Here is a 16,441-nt window from a genome sequence, read left to right on the forward strand (position 1 = left end):
GGTTTTGCAGGGAGGTCATCGTCCGGTGCACACGGAGAGCGTGGACGAGGGGTCGACGCACGGGTCGAAGGTGAAGATGACCAGCGTGCCGAGCACCAGCACCAGGACGGCGCTCGCGACGAGCAGGCCCTTGAGCACCCAGCGCGTGCTGTCCTTCTCGGTGTAGTCGTTGATGATCGTGCGGACGCCGTTGAAGCCGTGGACCTCGGCGAGCCACAGCATCAGCAGGTCCCAGGTCTGCCAGAACGGGCTGGCCCACTTGCCGGCGACGAAGGCGAAGTCGACGCCGTGGATGCCCTCGCCGAGCATGAGGTTGACGAACAGGTGGCCGAAGACCAGCACGAGCAGCAGGACACCGCTGCCGCGCATGAAGACCCAGGACCAGAGCTCGAAGTTGCCGCGGCCCTTGGAGACCCGGCGGTAGCGCGAGGTCTTCGCGGAGACCGCGTCCGGACCGGCGTGGTAGTTGGTCTCGCTGGTGGTGGCGCTCATCATCAGCCTCTCAGTGCGTGAAGACGACGGTCAGGTGGCGGATCGCGAACGGCGCGAAGAGCACCACGAAGCCGATGGCCACGGCCCAGAACATCTGGCGCTGGTACCTCGGGCCCTTGGCCCAGAAGTCGACCGCGATGATGCGAAGGCCGTTGAGCGCGTGGAAGATCACGGCAGCGACGAGGCCGGCCTCCGCGAGCCCGACCACTGGGTTCTTGTAGGCGCTCATGACCTCGTTGTAGGCGTCGGGGGAGACCCGCACCAGCGCCGTGTCGAGCACGTGCGCGAAGAGGAAGAGGAAGATCAGTACGCCGCTGATGCGGTGGGCCACCCACGTCCACATGCCTTCGCGGCCGCGGTAGAGGGTCCCGTTGGCTGCCTGCGCCACTGCGCGTCCCTTTCGAAGCAGGAGTTCGGTCACGGCGAGTCGCGCAGAGCGTCGATGGCCGTTCTTCGTCCGTCAGGTTATCTGTCGCCGCAGGTCGGCCGCGCGCGGGCCTCCTGTGAGAAACCAGACAAGCCGGGTTACCGGCGGGTACCCAGCGCCGCCGGCGACCTCAGCGGGCGGCGGCGCGCGCCGTGCGGACCGAGTCGTAGTGGTCGAGGAGCTCGTCGGTGACGCCGGACCACGAGCGGTGCTCCACCTGCTCCCGTCCCGCGCGACCGAGAGCCTCGCGCTTGGCCCGGTCGCCGGCGAGGTGCGCCACGGCGTCGCGCAGGCCGTCGGGCGAGTCCGGATCGAAGAGCAGTCCGGTGCGGCTGTGGTCGACCAGGTCGAGCGGCCCGCCGCGTGCCGGTGCGACGACGGGGAGCCCCGACGCGGCGGCCTCCTGCAGGGTCTGGCCGAACGTCTCACGGGTCCCGGTGTGGACGAACACGTCGAGCGCCGCATACGCCCGCGCGAGGTCGTCGCCGTCACGCCGGCCGAGGAACACGACGTCGAGCCCTGCCGCCGTGAGCAGGGCCCGGTCGTCGGCGCGGCTGGGTCCGTCGCCCACGACCACGACCCGGGTCCCCGGCACCGTGCGGAGGGCGGCGAGCCGGTGCAGCTCCTTCTCGGGTGCCAGCCGTCCCACGTAGCCGACCAGGACCTGGCCGTCGGGCGCGAGCGCGCGCCGCAGCGCGCGGGTGCCTGCGTCCGCCCGCCACGACGGGTGGAACGCGGCGGCGTCCACGCCGCGGGTCCACAGCGCCGTACGGGGCACGTCGTGCAGCGCGAGCTCGGCCAGGGCTGCGGAGGAGGGGGCCAGCGTGCGGTCGGCGAGGCCGTGCACGTGCCGTACCCACCGCCACGCCGCACGGGCGGCCCCGCGCCCGACCGGTCCGGGCGCGTGCTGGGCCAGGTAGCTGGGTACGTCGGTCTGGTAGACCGCGACCGACGGGATCCCCCGCCTGGCCGTCGCCGTGAGCGCGGCGGCGCCGAGGACGAACGGCGAGGCGACGTGGACGACGTCGGGGTGGAAGGCGGTGAGCGCCGCCTCCACCTCGCCGCTGGGCAGCCCCACCGCGAACTGGCGCACGGGGACGGACGTGAGGCCAAGCACCGGGTACCCGGCCCACTGCTCCGGAGCCGGTCGGGGGGCGAGGACCACCGCGTCGTGACCGCGGTCGCGCAGGCACTCCAGCACCCGGCACACGCTGGTGGTGACGCCGTTGACGCTGGGGAGGAAGGACTCGGTGACCATGGCGACGCGCACGGGACCAGCCTGTGCGGACCCGGTGTGGAGGCCGTGACGTCGCGGGGTGTGTCAGGTGAGCGGGACGTGACCACGAGGTGCGTCGGCTAGCGTTCGCGCCATGTCGAGTCCTGCCACGCGCCCCGAGGGTGCGGCCCCGACCACGTCCGGGACCAGCGCGCACGAGCACTTCTGGGCAGTCATCCCGGCCGGTGGAGCGGGGACCCGGTTGTGGCCGCTGTCGCGGCAGCGCTCGCCGAAGTTCCTGCACGACCTCACCGGCTCGGGCCGTTCGCTGCTGCAGGCCACCTGGGACCGGCTCACGCCGCTGACGGGTTCGCAGGTGCTCGTGGTCACCGGGGCCGCTCACGTGGACGCGGTCCGTGAGCAGCTCCCCGGCCTGCCCGCCGACCAGCTCCTCGCAGAGCCCTCGCCGCGCGACTCGATGGCCGCGATCGGCTGGGCCGCGGCCGTCCTTGAGGCGCGCGACCCCGAGGCTGTCCTCGGGTCCTTCGCGGCCGACCACGTCATCGGCGACGAGGAGGCGTTCCGCGAGTGCGTCACCGCCGCGGTGGCTGCCGCGGCCGACGGCCACGTGGTCACCATCGGGATCGAGCCCACCCATCCCGCAACGGGTTTCGGCTACATCGAGCTGGGTGAACCCCTGGGCGCCGGTCCGGCCCACGCAGTCAGCCAGTTCGTGGAGAAGCCGGACCGCGAGCGGGCGCGGACCTACCTCGCCACCGGCCGGTTCCGTTGGAACGCAGGCATGTTCGTCGTCAGGGCACGGGTCCTGCTCGACCTGCTCGCCGAGTGGCACCCCGAGCTCGCGGCCGGTCTGCGCGCGCTCGCGGCCGACCCCACGCGGCTGGAGCAGGTGTGGCCCGGGCTCGAGAAGATCGCCATCGACCACGCGGTCGCCGAGCCTGCGGCTGCGCAGGGCCGCGTCGCGGTCGTGCCCGGCGGGTTCGGCTGGGACGACGTGGGCGACTTCGCCTCCCTTGGGTCGCTGCTCGAGGACGCGGTCGGTATGCCGGGGGTGCAGGTCCTCGGGGACGCCTCTCAGGTGCGGCTCGTCGACTCCACGGGTGTCGTCGTCCCCGCGAGCGGGAGGCTGGTCGCCCTGGTCGGGGTGGAGGACGTCGTCGTCGTCGACACCCCCGACGCGCTGCTGGTCATGTCCAGGGAGCGCGCGCAGGACGTCAAGGGCGTCGTCGAGCAGCTCCACGTCCAGCGCCGCACCGACCTCACCTGAGCCCAGCCGCCCCGCCGAGGTCCCGGACTTCGGGGGAAGGGCACCGTCATGCGCCGAGGTCCCGGACTTCGGGGGAAGGGCGACGTCATGCGCCGAGGTCCCGGACTTCGGTGGGGTGGTGAGCTCGGTCAGGTCACGAGGTCGCGGTGCCGGAACGCGGCATACCCGGCCGCGCCGGCGAGCAGGGTCACCAGGAGGAGCCCCGCGAGTCCCGCGGCGTCGGCGTCCCCGCCGGGGAGGCTGCCCAGGTGGTCGAACGGCGACAGGCCCATCGCCCAGCCCGGCAGGCTGACGAGCGGACCCAGCTCGCCGATGAGGACGAACGCCGCGAGCAGGCCCCAGGCCGCCGGCGTCCACAGGGGGACGAGGCCGAACAACAGCACCGTCAGGGCGACGCAGACCAGCACGGCAGGGGCGGTGGCCACCGCTGCAGGGAGCACCTCGGCGACGCCCACCTCGCTCACCGCCCCGCCGGACAGGCCTGCGCTGAGGCCCATGACGACGAGCAGCCAGAGGGACCCCAGGACGGCGACGAGCACGTGGCTGGTCAGCCAGCGCCAGCGGCTGACCCTGGTCGCGAGCGCGACCTCTGCGCGTCCGCCGGCCTCCTCCGAGCGCAGCCGCAGCGCGGTCGCGATCCCGAAGGCGGCGGCGCCGACGGCGAGGAACCGGATCTCCGTGCCGAAGAAGACCTCGAGCAGGCTGCCGTGCCCCCCGCTCATCTTGCGGAACATCTCCTCGATGCCCGGGCTGCTGGCGATCTCGTCCACGGACCGGGCGATGCTGCCGATGACCAGGCCGAGCACGGCGTAGCCGGTGGTCCAGCCGAGGAGGGCGCCGCGGTGCAGCCGCCACGCCAGTCCCAGTGGCGACCCGAGCGCGGAGGACGCGCGGGAGGGCCCGGGGCGCGCGGCCCACAACCCCGAGCCGAGGTCGCGGCGCTGCAGCAGGAGGTCGGCGACGACGAGCAGGGCCGCCATCGTCGCCACGGCCGGGAGCACCAGCCACAGCCGGTTCTCCCCGAACGGGCTCACCCGCTCGGCCCAGCCGAGGAACGACGCGTAGGCCAGGTCGGCTCCGCCGGAGGGGTTCGTGGTGCCGCCGGAGGTGTCGGCGACGGCCCGGACGACGAAGGCCAGCAGCAGGGTCGTGAGGGCGATGCCGCCGGCTCCTCGCGCGGTCGAGGTGAGCTGGCAGGCGACCGCGGTGATCCCCACCATGACCAGGCCGGCGACGACCTCCACGACCCCGAGGGCCACCGAACCGGTGGCGTCGACGCCGGTCCCGACGAGGCTCAGGGCCGACAGCCCGCCGGTGGCCAGCACTGCTGCCGTGGCGAGCAGCACGGCGGCCGCGAGCGGGGCGCGTCGCCCGACCACGCCGCCGGCGACGAGCTCGAACCGTCCCTCTTCCTCCTCCGTGCGGGTGTGCCGGCGCACCAGCGCGAAGGCCAGGAAGGCGGTGAAGAGGCTGCCCAGCATGATCGTCTTGAGCACCCCGACCGCGGCCGCGGTGAGTGAGGGGAGCGGTCCGTAGAGCGCCGTGATCGAGGGGTTGTCGGCCATGACCCGCGCCCCGGCGGCCGCCTCGGCGTCGGTGGGGTAGAGCTCCAGGGTGGCCGCCATCGACGAGTAGGCCGTGAGCACCAGGGCCGCCACGCTGGCGATGACCACCCACCGGTCGCGTCGCCAGGCCAGGCGCAGCAGCGGCCAGGTGCCCGCGAAGGTGCTCACGCCCTGACCTCCTCGCCCACGGGGGACGGGGTGGCGAGGTCGTCGCGGTACTGCGAGAGGAACAGCTCCTCCAGCGTCGGGGGCTGGCACGTCAGGGCGAGGATGCCGTGGCCGCCGAGCCGCCCGACCACGTCGCCCACGGAGCTCGACTCGACCGACAGCACGAGGCGGTCGCGGTCGAGCCGGGCGCTGGAGACCCCCGGCCAGGCGCGGGCGTCGGCGAGGTCGGGGGTGTGTCCCAAGGTCGCGGTGACGCTCGTGCGGGTGAGGTGGCGCAGGTCGGCGAGGGTCCCGGAGTCGACGATCCGCCCGGCGCGCACGATGCTGACCCGGTCGGCGGTGGCCTCGACCTCCGACAGGATGTGGCTCGAGAGCAGCACCGTGCGCCCCNTCGGCTCGTCGAGGACGAGCAGCGGGACGTTGCTCGCGAGGGCGGCCACGAGGGCGACCTTCTGCCGGTTGCCCTTGGAGTAGGACCGGCCCTTCTTCGTCGGGTCGAGCTCGAAGAGCCGGAGCAGCTCGTCGCGGCGTCCGGTGTCGACGCCGCCGCGCAGCCGGCCGAGCAGGTCGATGACCTCGCCGCCGGTGAGGTTGGGCCACAGCACGACGTCGCCCGGCACGTAGGCCAGCTGCCGGTGCAGCTCGGTGGCGTCGCGCCACGGGTCGCGGCCGAGCAGGGTCACCGTGCCGGCGTCCGCGCGCAGCAGCCCGAGCAGGATGCGGATGGTGGTCGACTTGCCCGACCCGTTGGGCCCGAGGAAGCCGTGCACCTCACCCTCGTGGACGGTGAGGTCGAGTCCGTCGAGCGCGACGGTGGAGCCGAAGGTCTTGCGCAGGCCGGTGGCCTCGAGGACAGCTGCCATGGCCTCGAGTGTACGCAGTCTTCAGAAGATTCTGAATGGTCTAAAGTAATCGTCATGGTGAGCGCGCGGCAGCCGGAGGACGAGAGCCGCACCGGGCGGGAGCGGTTCGTGGAGCGGTTCGGCTCCGAGCTCACCGCAGCCGGTATGCAGCGGCTCCCCTCGCGCGTGTTCGCCTGCCTGCTCGCCGACGAGGACGGACGCATGACCGCGGCCGAGATCGGGGAGGCGCTCGCGGTGAGCCCGGCCTCGGTCTCCGGAGCGGTGCGCGCGCTGCAGCAGATGCGGATGATCCACCGGGAGCGCGAGCCCGGCAGCCGTCGCGACGTCTACGTCGTGGCCGACGACGCCTGGCACGACGTGATGATGAGCTCCTCGTCCACCTACGCGCCGCTGACGCAGACCCTGCGCGAGGGGGTCGAGCAGGTCGGGGGAGCCGGGTCGGGCGCCGGTGCGCGGCTGGCGTTGAGCGTGGCGTTCCTCGAGTTCGTCACCGAGGAGATGCAGCAGCTCTCGGAGCGGTGGGACCGGCGTCGCGCGGAGCTCGGCCACTGACCGCGTGACCCACCCCACGGTGAGGTCGGCCACGCACGGTGCTCGCGCGGCGTACCGGCTCACTATCGTGGCCCCCATGCCCGCTGACGTCCCCGAAGCACGCTCCGAGTCCGACCTCCCGATCAAGGCCGTTTACGGCGCGGACGACCTCCGGGGCTTCGACCCGGCCGAGCAGCTCGGCGCCCCGGGACAGTACCCGTACACCCGCGGCGTCTACCCGAACATGTACACCGGGCGCCCGTGGACGATGCGCCAGTACGCCGGGTTCGGCACCGCCAAGGAGAGCAACGAGCGCTACCACGAGCTCGTCGCCAACGGCACCGGCGGACTGTCCGTCGCCTTCGACCTGCCGACCCAGATGGGCTACGACTCCGACGAGGCCATCGCCAGCGGCGAGGTCGGCAAGGTCGGTGTCGCGATTGACTCCATCGACGACATGCGGACGCTGTTCGGCGGCCTGCCGCTCGGCGAGCTGTCGACCTCGATGACGATCAACGCCCCGGCCTCCACGCTGCTGCTCATGTACCAGCTCGTCGCCGAGGAGAACGGCGCCGACCCGGCCGCGCTCGCCGGCACGATCCAGAACGACGTGCTCAAGGAGTACATCGCCCGCGGCACCTACATCTACCCGCCGAAGGAGTCGCTGCGGCTCATCAGCGACATCTTCGCCTACTGCGCCAAGGAGATGCCGCGCTGGAACACCATCTCCATCAGCGGCTACCACATGGCAGAGGCCGGAGCGACGCCCGCGCAGGAGATCGCCTTCACCCTCGCCAACGCGAAGGAGTACGTGCGCGCCGCCCTCGCTGCAGGGCTCGACGTCGACGACTTCGCGCCGCGGCTGTCCTTCTTCTTCGTCGCGCGGACGACCCTGCTCGAGGAGGTCGCGAAGTTCCGGGCGGCCCGGCGCATCTGGGCCCGGATCATGCGCGAGGAGTTCGGCGCGAAGAACCCCAAGAGCGAGATGCTGCGGTTCCACACCCAGACCGCCGGGGTCCAGCTCACCGCCCAGCAGCCCGAGGTCAACCTCGTGCGAGTCGCGCTCCAGGGGCTCGGCGCCGTCCTCGGCGGCACCCAGTCGCTGCACACCAACTCCTTCGACGAGGCCATCGCGCTGCCGACCCAGAAGGCCGCCCGCCTCGCCCTGCGCACCCAGCAGGTCATCGCCTACGAGACGGATGTGACCAAGACCGTCGACCCGTTCGCCGGCTCCTACGTCGTCGAGTCGATGACCGACGACGTCGAGGCAGCCGCGCTCGAGCTCATCCAGGCCGTCGAGGACCGCGGGGGAGCGGTCGCCGCGATCGAGCAGGGGTTCCAGAAGTCCGAGATCGAGCGCTCCGCCTACCGCATCGCCCTCGAGATCGACAGCAAGGAGCGCACCGTCGTGGGCCTCAACCGGTTCGCCCTCGACGAGGAGGAGCCCTACGAGCCCCTGCGCGTCGACCCCCAGATCGAGCACGACCAGCGCGAGCGCCTCGCCGCGCTCCGGGCCGAGCGCGACAACGAGGCCGTGGAGCGCGCCCTCGAGGCGGTCCGTGAGGCGGCGCGCGGCACCGACAACGTGCTCTACGCGATGAAGGAGGCCCTGCGCCTGCGCGCCACGGGCGGCGAGATCAGCCACGCGCTGCGCGACGTCTGGGGCCTCTACGTCCCGCGCGAGACCTTCTGACGCCGGGCGGCGACCGGCGGGGTCGGACGGGGGCGCGCGAGTAGAGTGCGCCGTGACATGAGCGACCACCTGCTGCTTTCCGACCTCGGCCTCACCATCGACGCCCTCGCCCCCGAGCTCCAGGACCTGCAGCGGGACCTGCACGCCCACCCCGAGCTGTCCCGCGGCGAGGTCCGGACCACCGCGCTCGTCGACGCGAGGCTGCAGGCGGCCGGGATCCGCACCCAGCGCCTGCCGGTGACCGGGCTCGTCGCCGACCTCGGTGCGGAGCAGCCCGCCTACCGCGTCGCCCTGCGCGCCGACCTCGACGCCCTGCCCGTCGGCGAGCGCACCGGGCTCGCCTGGGCCTCGACGACCGAGGGCATCTGCCACGCCTGCGGCCACGACGTGCACGTCAGTGCCGCGGTCGGTGCGGCGCTGGCCCTCAAGGCCCACGAGGACCGGCTGCGCGAGCGCGGCGTCGCGGTGCGGCTGCTGTTCCAGCCCGCGGAGGAGGTCATCCCGGGTGGGGCCGTGGAGCTCGTCGCCGCGGGCGCCCTCGACGGTGTCGACGCCGTCTTCGCGGTCCACTGCGACCCCAGCCTCGACGTGGGCAGCGTCGGCCTCCGCGACGGCGCCATCACCGCGGCGGCCGACCGGGTCGTGGTCCACCTGAGCGGGCGCGGCGGCCACACCAGCCGCCCCCACCTGACCGAGGACCTCACCTTCGCGCTCGCCAAGGTCGTCACCGAGCTCCCCGCCGTCCTGTCCCGACGCCTCGACCCGCGGACGGCCTTCGCGCTGGTCTGGGGAGAGGTGCACGCGGGCCAGGCAGCCAACGTCATCCCCTCCAGCGGCACCGCCTCCGGCACGCTGCGCATGCTCGACGCCACCGCGTGGAGCACCGTGGGCCCCCTGCTCGCCGAGGCGGTCGACCACGTTGTGGCGCCGTACGCGGTCACGGCCGTCCTCGAGCACATCCAGGGCGTGCCCCCGGTGGTCAACGACGCGGAGGCGATCGAGGTCCTGCGCCACGCGGCGGAGGGTATGGGGCTCAGCCCCGTGGGGACGCCACAGTCGCTCGGGGGCGAGGACTTCGCCTGGTACCTGCGCGAGGTGCCCGGTGCGATGGCCCGGCTCGGGACCCGCAGCCCCGGCGGGCACACCTACGACCTGCACCAGGGTGACCTCGTCGTCGACGAGGGCTCGGTCGTCCAGGGCGCCCGGCTGCTGGCCGGTGCGGTGGTGGCCGGAGTGGTCAAAGCCGTGGCAGAACGGACAGTCGCGGATCGGTAACGGTTTGCAAGATGTGTGACCGAAGGCCCTAAATCCGCGCAGTTCTTGCGGCTATCCTCACGCCCTAGTGGCGCAGCACTGCGCCTCGCAGACCAAAGAACAGGAGACAGCCTTGCGTCACACGATGAAGGTTGCAGCGGTCGTGTCGGTGGCAGCACTGACGCTCGCCGCGTGCGGTGACTCGGGCTCGGACAAGCCCAGCTCCAGCGGCTCGAGCTCCAGCTCGAGCTCGAGCAAGAAGAGCGACATCAAGGTCGGCATGGCCTACGACGTGGGTGGACGCGGTGACCAGTCGTTCAACGACTCCGCCGCCGCCGGCCTCGACAAGGCGAAGTCCGAGCTGGGCGTGCAGATCAAGGAAGCCGCAGCCGTCAACGGCGAGAACGAGGCCGCTCGCGAGGAGCGCCTCCAGCAGCTGATCGACGCGGGCTACACCCACGTCGTCGCGGTGGGCTTCGCCTACGCCGCCTCCGTGGGCAAGGCCGCCAAGGACAACCCCGACGTCCACTTCGCGATCGTCGACGACGCGTCCCCCGACTCCAAGGGCGCCAACGTCGACCAGATCACCTTCGCCGAGAACGAGGGCTCCTTCCTCGTCGGTGCAGCTGCCGCGCTGAAGTCCAAGGCGGGCCACATCGGCTTCGTCGGTGGCGTCAACGTGCCGCTCATCAAGAAGTTCGAGGCCGGCTACATCGCGGGCGCCAAGGCCGTCAACCCCAACATCAAGGTCGACAGCCAGTACCTCACCCAGCCGCCGGACTTCGGTGGCTTCGGTGACCCGGCCAAGGGCAAGACCGCGGCCGAGGGCATGTACCAGGGCGGGGCGGACATCGTCTACCACGCTGCTGGTGGCTCCGGCGGCGGCGTCTTCACGGCGGCCAAGGCGGCCGGCAAGCTCGCCATCGGTGTCGACTCCGACCAGGCGCTCACGGCGCCCGCGGACGTCCGCCCCGTCATCATGACCTCGATGATCAAGAAGGTCGACGTCGCGGTCTACGACTTCATCAAGTCGGCTGCGGACGGCAAGGAGCTGACGGGCAACAACGTCTACGACCTCAAGGCCGGCGGCGTGGACTACGCCACCACCGGTGGCCAGGTCGACGACATCAAGACCAAGCTCGACGACTACAAGCAGCAGATCATCGACGGCAAGATCAAGGTGCCCACCACCCCCTGATCAACCCCGATCAACCACATGGTGGTCGTTCACGGCCCGGGCGGCGCGGTAGCGTCTGACCCGGGCCGTGTGCGTCTGCCGCACCACGGCCCAGCCGTCCCCGACCCGCGCGCCCGGTATGCCCGCCCATGCGCCGAACCGCCCGCACCGACGCGGGCCCGGACCAGGAGTGTCGCCATCACTGCCTCCCCACCGCTGACGCAGACCACCGCCTCGGGAACCCCGGCCGTCGAGCTCGAGGGCATCACCAAGCGCTTCCCCGGCGTGGTCGCCAACAAGGACGTCACCTTCTCGGTGCGCCGGGGGACCGTCCACGCGATCGTCGGGGAGAACGGCGCCGGCAAGTCGACCCTCATGAAGATCCTGTACGGCGTGCAGCGCCCCGACGAGGGGACGATCAAGGTCGACGGCAACGTCGTCAACCTGCACTCGCCGTCGGACGCCATCGCCGCCGGCATCGGCATGGTGTTCCAGCACTTCATGCTCGCCGACAACTTCTCCGTCCTCGAGAACGTCGTCCTCGGCGCCGAGAAGCTCCACGGCATCGGTGACGCCGCCCGCCACGAGATCCAGCGGATCTCCGACACCTACAAGCTCGGCATCGACCCCGACGCCCTCGTGGGCGACCTGGGCGTGGGCGCGCGCCAGCGCATCGAGATCCTCAAGGTCCTCTACCGCGGCGCCAGGACCCTCATCCTCGACGAGCCCACCGCAGTCCTCGTGCCGCAGGAGGTCGACGAGCTGTTCGGCCAGCTCGCGGACCTCAAGGACGAGGGCGTGACCGTCCTGTTCATCTCCCACAAGCTCGACGAGGTCCTCAAGGTCGCCGACTCGATCACCGTCATCCGGCGCGGCACCACGATCGACACGGTCGACCCGTCCACCGTCAACGCCCGGCAGCTCGCCGAGCTCATGGTCGGGTCCGAGCTGCCCTCGCCCACCACCGAGGAGTCCACGGTCACCGACCGTGTCCTGCTGCGCGTCGAGGACCTCGTCCTCGGCGGGGGAGGAGGCGGCCGGCCGGTCCTCGACGGCATCTCCCTGACCATCCACGCCGGGGAGGTGCTCGGCATCGCCGGCGTCGAGGGCAACGGCCAGGCCGAGCTCGTCGAGGTCATCATGGGGATGCGTGAGCCCACCTCGGGGCGCGTGTTCCTCGGCGACCGCGACATCTCCGACTGGGGCACCCGCGACATCCGCGAGGCCGGTGTGGGCTACATCCCCGAGGACCGGCACCGCCACGGCCTGCTGCTCGAGGCGCCGCTGTGGGAGAACCGCATCCTCGGCCACCAGACCGAGAAGCCCAACGTCAAGGGCCAGCTCATCGACGCCGCCTCGGCCAAGGCCGACACGGAGCGGATCGTCAAGGAGTACGACGTCCGCACCCCGTCGATCTTCGTCACCGCCGGATCGCTGTCCGGTGGCAACCAGCAGAAGCTCATCATCGGCCGCGAGATGAGCCACTCGCCGAAGGTGCTCGTCGCGGCCCACCCGACGCGTGGCGTCGACGTCGGCGCCCAGGCCTCGATCTGGGACCACATCCGCGCAGCCCGGCGGGAGGGGCTCGCGGTGCTGTTGATCTCGGCCGACCTCGAGGAGCTCATCGGCCTGTCCGACACCATCCGCGTCATCCTGCGCGGCCAGCTGTCCGGCGACTTCGACCCCGACCAGGTGACCGCCGAGGACCTCGGCGCCGCCATGACGGGCGCCGGCGAGAAGGAGCAGACCCGATGAACCGCCTCAGCCCGCGCCGGATCGGCCTCGCCCTGGCGGCCCCGGTGCTCGCCCTCCTGGTGGCGTTCGTCATCACCTCGTTGGTGCTCACCCTGTTCGGTGACCCGGTCCTGGAGGTGTGGAAGACGATCCTGCACGTCCCGAAGCCGCGCCAGACGGTGCAGATCGTCAACGCCGCGACGGTGTTCTACCTGTCGGCGGTCGCGGTGGCGGTCGGCTTCCGGATGAACCTGTTCAACATCGGCGTCGACGGCCAGTACCGCGTCGGCGTCTTTGCCGCCGCCGTGTTCGCGGGCCAGGCCTGGCTGCCGGGCGTGTTCAACGTGCTCGTCGCCATCGTCGTCGCGATGGTGGCGGCCGGCCTCTGGGCCGGCATCGCGGCATACCTCAAGGTGAGGCGCGGCGTCTCCGAGGTGATCTCGACGATCATGCTCAACGCCATCGCCACCGGTGTCGTGAGCTGGTTGTTCGCGAAGGTCGCCCAGCGGTCCGAGGGCAGCAACATCACCGAGACCAAGACCATCCCCGAGTCCTCGCAGCTCGAGGGCCTCAAGCTGATCCCCGGCGCCACCAACCGCGTGTTCACGCTCGTGGTGCTCGCCGTCATCGTGGGGGTGCTCTACTGGTTCGTGCTGGGCAAGACGCGGTTCGGGTTCGACCTGCGCGCCACCGGCCGCTCCGAGACCGCAGCCGTGGCCAGCGGCGTCAACGTGCCCCGGATGGTGATGACCGCGATGGTCGCGTCCGGGGCGCTGGCGGGGCTCGTGGGCATGCCGCAGCTGTTCGGCCAGGACCACAACTACGGCACCACGATCCAGTCGGGGCTCGGCTTCGCCGGCATCGGCATCGCCCTGCTCGGGCGCAACAACCCGATCGGCATCGCCGTCGCCTCGCTGCTCTGGGCCTTCCTGGACATCCAGTCCAACGCCCTGCAGATCGGCGTCGGCGTGGCCCAGGAGATCGTCTTCATCATCCAGGGCGTGATCCTCTTCGCGGTCGTCATCGCCTACGAGCTGATCCGGCGCACCGACATCAGGCTCGAGCAGCAGCGGGTGGCCCGGGAGCTGGCCGCCCAGCGACACTCGACCGCCGCCACGGAAGGAGCCCCGGCATGAGCGCCGCCGGACTCGAGATCGGCACCACGACCGTGACCGACCGGCCGCGCACGCGGCGACGCCTGGGCCTGCGCGAGTGGGCCGTCGTCGCCGTCGGTGCGGTGGCCGTCATCGCCATCCTGCGCGTCGTCAGCGGCGCCAGCGACATCGCCTCCTCGGGCGCCCTCGCCGCCGCGATCGGGCTCGCGGTGCCGATCGGCCTCGCCGGCCTCGGCGGCCTGTGGTCCGAGCGCGCGGGCGTGGTCAACATCGGGCTCGAGGGCATGATGATCCTCGGCACCTGGGGGGCGGGCTTCTGCGGCTACCAGTGGGGCCCGTGGGCGGGTGTCGTCGGCGCGATCGTGATGGGCATGCTCGGTGGCCTGATCCACGCGGTGGCCACGGTGACGTTCGGCGTCGACCACATCGTCTCGGGTGTCGCCATCAACATCATCGGCCTCGGCATCGCCAAGTACCTCTCGGTGCGGTTCTTCACCGGCAAGCCCGGTGGCGGCCCCACCCAGTCGCCGACCATCGACCCGCTGCCCGACTTCACCCTGCCCGGCGTCTCCGACGGCCTCGGCACCCTGGAGCGCAAGCACTGGTTCTTCGTCAGCGACCTCGCCGCGATCGTGCGCGCCGTCTGCACCAACCTGTCGGTGCTCACGGTCATCGCCGTGCTGCTGTTCGTCGGCACGTGGTGGGTGCTGTGGCGCACGTCGTTCGGCCTGCGCCTGCGCTCGGTCGGCGAGTCCCCGGTGGCCGCGGAGTCGCTGGGCGTCCACGTGCTGCGCTACAAGTTCCTCGCCGTGCTCATCTCCGGTGGCCTGGCGGGTCTCGGCGGTGGCTTCCTCGCCATCGTCGCGGCCAACATCTACCGCGACGGCCAGACCGGCGGCCGTGGCTACATCGGCCTCGCCGCGATGATCTTCGGCAACTGGCGACCCGGTGGCCTGCTCGCCGGCGCCGGCCTCTTCGGCTACACCGACGCGGTCCAGCTGCGCGGTGGCGGCAACGTCCACGCCTTCCTCCTGCTGTTCGCGGTGCTGCTCGTGGCGATCGGGATCTGGCAGGTCGTGCGCAACCACCGCACCGTCCAAGGCGTCCTCGCGGTCGTCGTCGGGGTGTTCGTCGGCTGGTGGTACCTCGCCGCCGACGCCGTCCCCGCAGAGCTCACCGGCACGACGCCGTACGTCACCACCCTGCTCGTGCTCGCCTTCGCCTCCCAGCGCCTGCGCATGCCCGCCGCCGACGGGCAGATCTACCGCAAGGGCGAGGGCCACTAGTGGCAGCAGGGGAGGGGCACAGCGCGGAGCAGGACGCGCGCCACACCTCCGAGGTCGACTGGGACGCCCTGCGCGCCCGGGCGGTCGAGGTCATGGGCAAGGCGTACGCGCCGTACTCCCGCTTCCCGGTGGGCGTCGCGGGCATCGTCGACGACGGCCGCGTCGTCGTGGGCTGCAACGTGGAGAACGCCGCCTACGGCGTGGCCCTGTGCGCCGAGTGCGGCATGGTGTCCGAGCTCGTCGCCACCGGCGGCGGGCGCCTCGTCGCGGTGTCCTGCGTCGGCCGCGACGGCGAGCCCCTCATGCCGTGCGGTCGCTGCCGCCAGCTGCTGTGGGAGCACGGTGGGCCCACCTGCCTGCTGCTGACGCCCGAAGGGGTGCTGCCGATGACCGAGGTGCTGCCCCAGGCGTTCGGCCCCGACAACCTCTCGATCGCCGCCCCACCCACCTGACCCCCGGGTCCTGGCGCCGCCCGCCCCGCCCACGGGCCGAACGCGCCTGATACTGCACGAATCGCCCCGGCGAGCCGTGGACAGGGGCGATTCGCGCCGTATCCGGCCCTGGTCGCGCCTGTGGACAGCGGCACCGGCGGGTCGGTCGCGTCGGGAACGCTGTGCGTATGGAGTCCTTACCACTGGTCTTCACCCGGTCCGAGGCGCTCGCGGCCGGGCTGACCGACAAGGCCCTGCGCGGCCCTCGCGTGCAGCGGGTCCTGCGCGGCACCTACGTCAGCGCTGGCGTCGAGCTCGATGCCCGCGTGCGAGCGCTGGCCGCCCTGCGCCTCGCCCCTACGGGATCCGTGGCCGCCCGCGCTACGGCCGCGGTCCTGCTCGGTGCCGTCGTGCCCCACGACACGCGCGTGCACCTGCGCATGCCGGCCGGCCAGCTGCGCCTGCCCGGCGTGGACGCGCGCGTGCGAAGGGGGCGACGGCCGCACGCGCTGGTGCGCGGCATACCGGTCACGACGGCGGAGGACACCTTCGTGGACCTCACCGCGGAGCTCGACCTGGTCGACCTCGTGGTCCTCGGCGACTCCCTGGTACGGCGCGGCCGCACCTCCCCGGAGCGCCTCGTCGCCGTTGCCGCGCGGCTGCGCGGCCGGCACGCGCGCCTTGCTCGCCGGGCGGCGGGTTTCGTCCGGGCCGGGGTGGACTCGCCGATGGAGTCGCGCCTGCGGATGCTGCTCGTGCTCGCCGGGCTGCCGGAGCCGGCGGTCAACCACATCGAGTGCGACGAGTGGGGGCGGTGGTTGCGCCGGTACGACCTGTCGTGGCCGGAGCTGCGGGTCGCCGTGGAGTACGACGGTCGCCAGCACGCGGAGTCGCAGCGGCAGTGGGAGCGGGACGTGGAGCGGCGGGAGGAGCTCGACCTCGACGGCTGGCGCATCGTCGTCGTCCTGTCCAAGGGCGTCTACCGCGAGCCCGAGCGCACCCTGGACCGGGTCGTGGCCGCCTTGCGGGCACGCGGCGTACGGGCGCGTGTCACCAGCGACGAGTGGCGGCTCCATTTCCTCGGCCGCGGCTGAGGGCGAGTCGCGCCGGAAGGCGCAGGAATCGCCCCGCGGGGGCTGGGGTCGGGGCGAATTGAGCCGCAAGCAGCAGTTCTCGCCCCGTGCCGGGGACAGGCCCGGAT

14 protein-coding genes and 1 pseudogene are annotated in these 16,441 nt (G+C 72.1%); 10 read left to right on the forward strand and 5 right to left on the reverse strand.

Annotated features, from left to right (window positions below; translation table 11 throughout):
* Nucleotides 1–15: 15 nt before the first annotated feature.
* The 3 genes from ASG70_RS03595 to ASG70_RS03605 form a co-directional block, all read right to left on the reverse strand.
* Complete coding sequence (locus ASG70_RS03595; RefSeq protein WP_082590116.1) at nucleotides 16–492, reverse strand: succinate dehydrogenase hydrophobic membrane anchor subunit; 477 nt, start codon at nucleotides 490–492, stop codon at nucleotides 16–18.
* 10 nt (nucleotides 493–502) lie between these two features.
* Nucleotides 503–880 carry a succinate dehydrogenase, cytochrome b556 subunit gene (gene sdhC / locus ASG70_RS03600; protein WP_082590045.1) on the reverse strand — a complete coding sequence of 126 codons (378 nt, stop codon included), beginning with the start codon at nucleotides 878–880 and terminating at the stop codon, nucleotides 503–505.
* Between the two features lie 169 nt (nucleotides 881–1,049).
* Nucleotides 1,050–2,189, reverse strand: coding sequence for a glycosyltransferase family 1 protein (locus ASG70_RS03605; protein WP_082590047.1), 1,140 nt, complete (start codon nucleotides 2,187–2,189; stop codon nucleotides 1,050–1,052).
* 100 nt (nucleotides 2,190–2,289) lie between these two features.
* Between ASG70_RS03605 and ASG70_RS03610 the strand changes: the two genes are divergently transcribed.
* Nucleotides 2,290–3,423, forward strand: a complete 1,134-nt coding sequence (locus ASG70_RS03610; protein WP_056882476.1) for a mannose-1-phosphate guanylyltransferase — start codon at nucleotides 2,290–2,292, stop codon at nucleotides 3,421–3,423.
* 128 nt (nucleotides 3,424–3,551) lie between these two features.
* Here the strand turns inward: ASG70_RS03610 and ASG70_RS03615 are convergent, their stop codons facing one another.
* Both ASG70_RS03615 and ASG70_RS19820 read right to left on the reverse strand, forming a co-directional pair.
* The gene (locus tag ASG70_RS03615; protein ID WP_056882477.1) at nucleotides 3,552–5,156 is read right to left on the reverse strand and encodes an ABC transporter permease; all 1,605 of its coding nucleotides are present in this window, start codon (nucleotides 5,154–5,156) and stop codon (nucleotides 3,552–3,554) included.
* A gap of 391 nt (nucleotides 5,157–5,547) precedes the next feature.
* Nucleotides 5,548–6,019: pseudogene (locus ASG70_RS19820) on the reverse strand (ABC transporter ATP-binding protein); the annotation flags it as partial.
* Between the two features lie 54 nt (nucleotides 6,020–6,073).
* On the opposite strand from ASG70_RS19820, the gene ASG70_RS03625 reads away from it, so the two are divergent.
* From ASG70_RS03625 to ASG70_RS03665, 9 genes are all read left to right on the forward strand, one after another.
* Nucleotides 6,074–6,571 carry a GbsR/MarR family transcriptional regulator gene (locus tag ASG70_RS03625; protein WP_056882479.1) on the forward strand — a complete coding sequence of 166 codons (498 nt, stop codon included), beginning with the start codon at nucleotides 6,074–6,076 and terminating at the stop codon, nucleotides 6,569–6,571.
* A 76-nt stretch (nucleotides 6,572–6,647) separates the two neighbouring features.
* On the forward strand, nucleotides 6,648–8,243 hold the full coding sequence (locus tag ASG70_RS03630; protein WP_056882480.1) for a methylmalonyl-CoA mutase: 1,596 nt from the start codon (nucleotides 6,648–6,650) through the stop codon (nucleotides 8,241–8,243).
* Between the two features lie 57 nt (nucleotides 8,244–8,300).
* A complete protein-coding gene (locus ASG70_RS03635) occupies nucleotides 8,301–9,518 on the forward strand; it encodes an amidohydrolase (protein ID WP_056882481.1) in 1,218 nt (405 codons plus the stop codon).
* Between the two features lie 124 nt (nucleotides 9,519–9,642).
* Nucleotides 9,643–10,695, forward strand: a complete 1,053-nt coding sequence (locus ASG70_RS03640; RefSeq protein WP_235531322.1) for a BMP family protein — start codon at nucleotides 9,643–9,645, stop codon at nucleotides 10,693–10,695.
* 69 nt (nucleotides 10,696–10,764) lie between these two features.
* Nucleotides 10,765–12,429 (forward strand): ABC transporter ATP-binding protein, encoded by a 1,665-nt coding sequence (locus ASG70_RS03645; protein WP_235531323.1) that lies wholly within the window; start codon nucleotides 10,765–10,767, stop codon nucleotides 12,427–12,429.
* Complete coding sequence (locus ASG70_RS03650) at nucleotides 12,426–13,544, forward strand: ABC transporter permease (RefSeq protein ID WP_056882483.1); 1,119 nt, start codon at nucleotides 12,426–12,428, stop codon at nucleotides 13,542–13,544. Before ASG70_RS03645 ends, ASG70_RS03650 begins: the two co-directional genes overlap by 4 nt.
* The gene (locus ASG70_RS03655) at nucleotides 13,541–14,809 is read left to right on the forward strand and encodes an ABC transporter permease (protein WP_056882484.1); all 1,269 of its coding nucleotides are present in this window, start codon (nucleotides 13,541–13,543) and stop codon (nucleotides 14,807–14,809) included. Before ASG70_RS03650 ends, ASG70_RS03655 begins: the two co-directional genes overlap by 4 nt.
* Nucleotides 14,809–15,261 carry a cytidine deaminase gene (locus ASG70_RS03660; protein ID WP_082590051.1) on the forward strand — a complete coding sequence of 151 codons (453 nt, stop codon included), beginning with the start codon at nucleotides 14,809–14,811 and terminating at the stop codon, nucleotides 15,259–15,261. Before ASG70_RS03655 ends, ASG70_RS03660 begins: the two co-directional genes overlap by 1 nt.
* A 167-nt stretch (nucleotides 15,262–15,428) precedes the next feature.
* Nucleotides 15,429–16,334, forward strand: coding sequence for a DUF559 domain-containing protein (locus ASG70_RS03665; protein WP_056882485.1), 906 nt, complete (start codon nucleotides 15,429–15,431; stop codon nucleotides 16,332–16,334).
* The last annotated feature ends 107 nt before the right edge of the window (nucleotides 16,335–16,441 follow it).

Origin of the sequence: Phycicoccus sp. Soil748, assembly GCF_001428025.1 — a bacterium.
Lineage (GTDB): Bacteria > Actinomycetota > Actinomycetes > Actinomycetales > Dermatophilaceae > Pedococcus.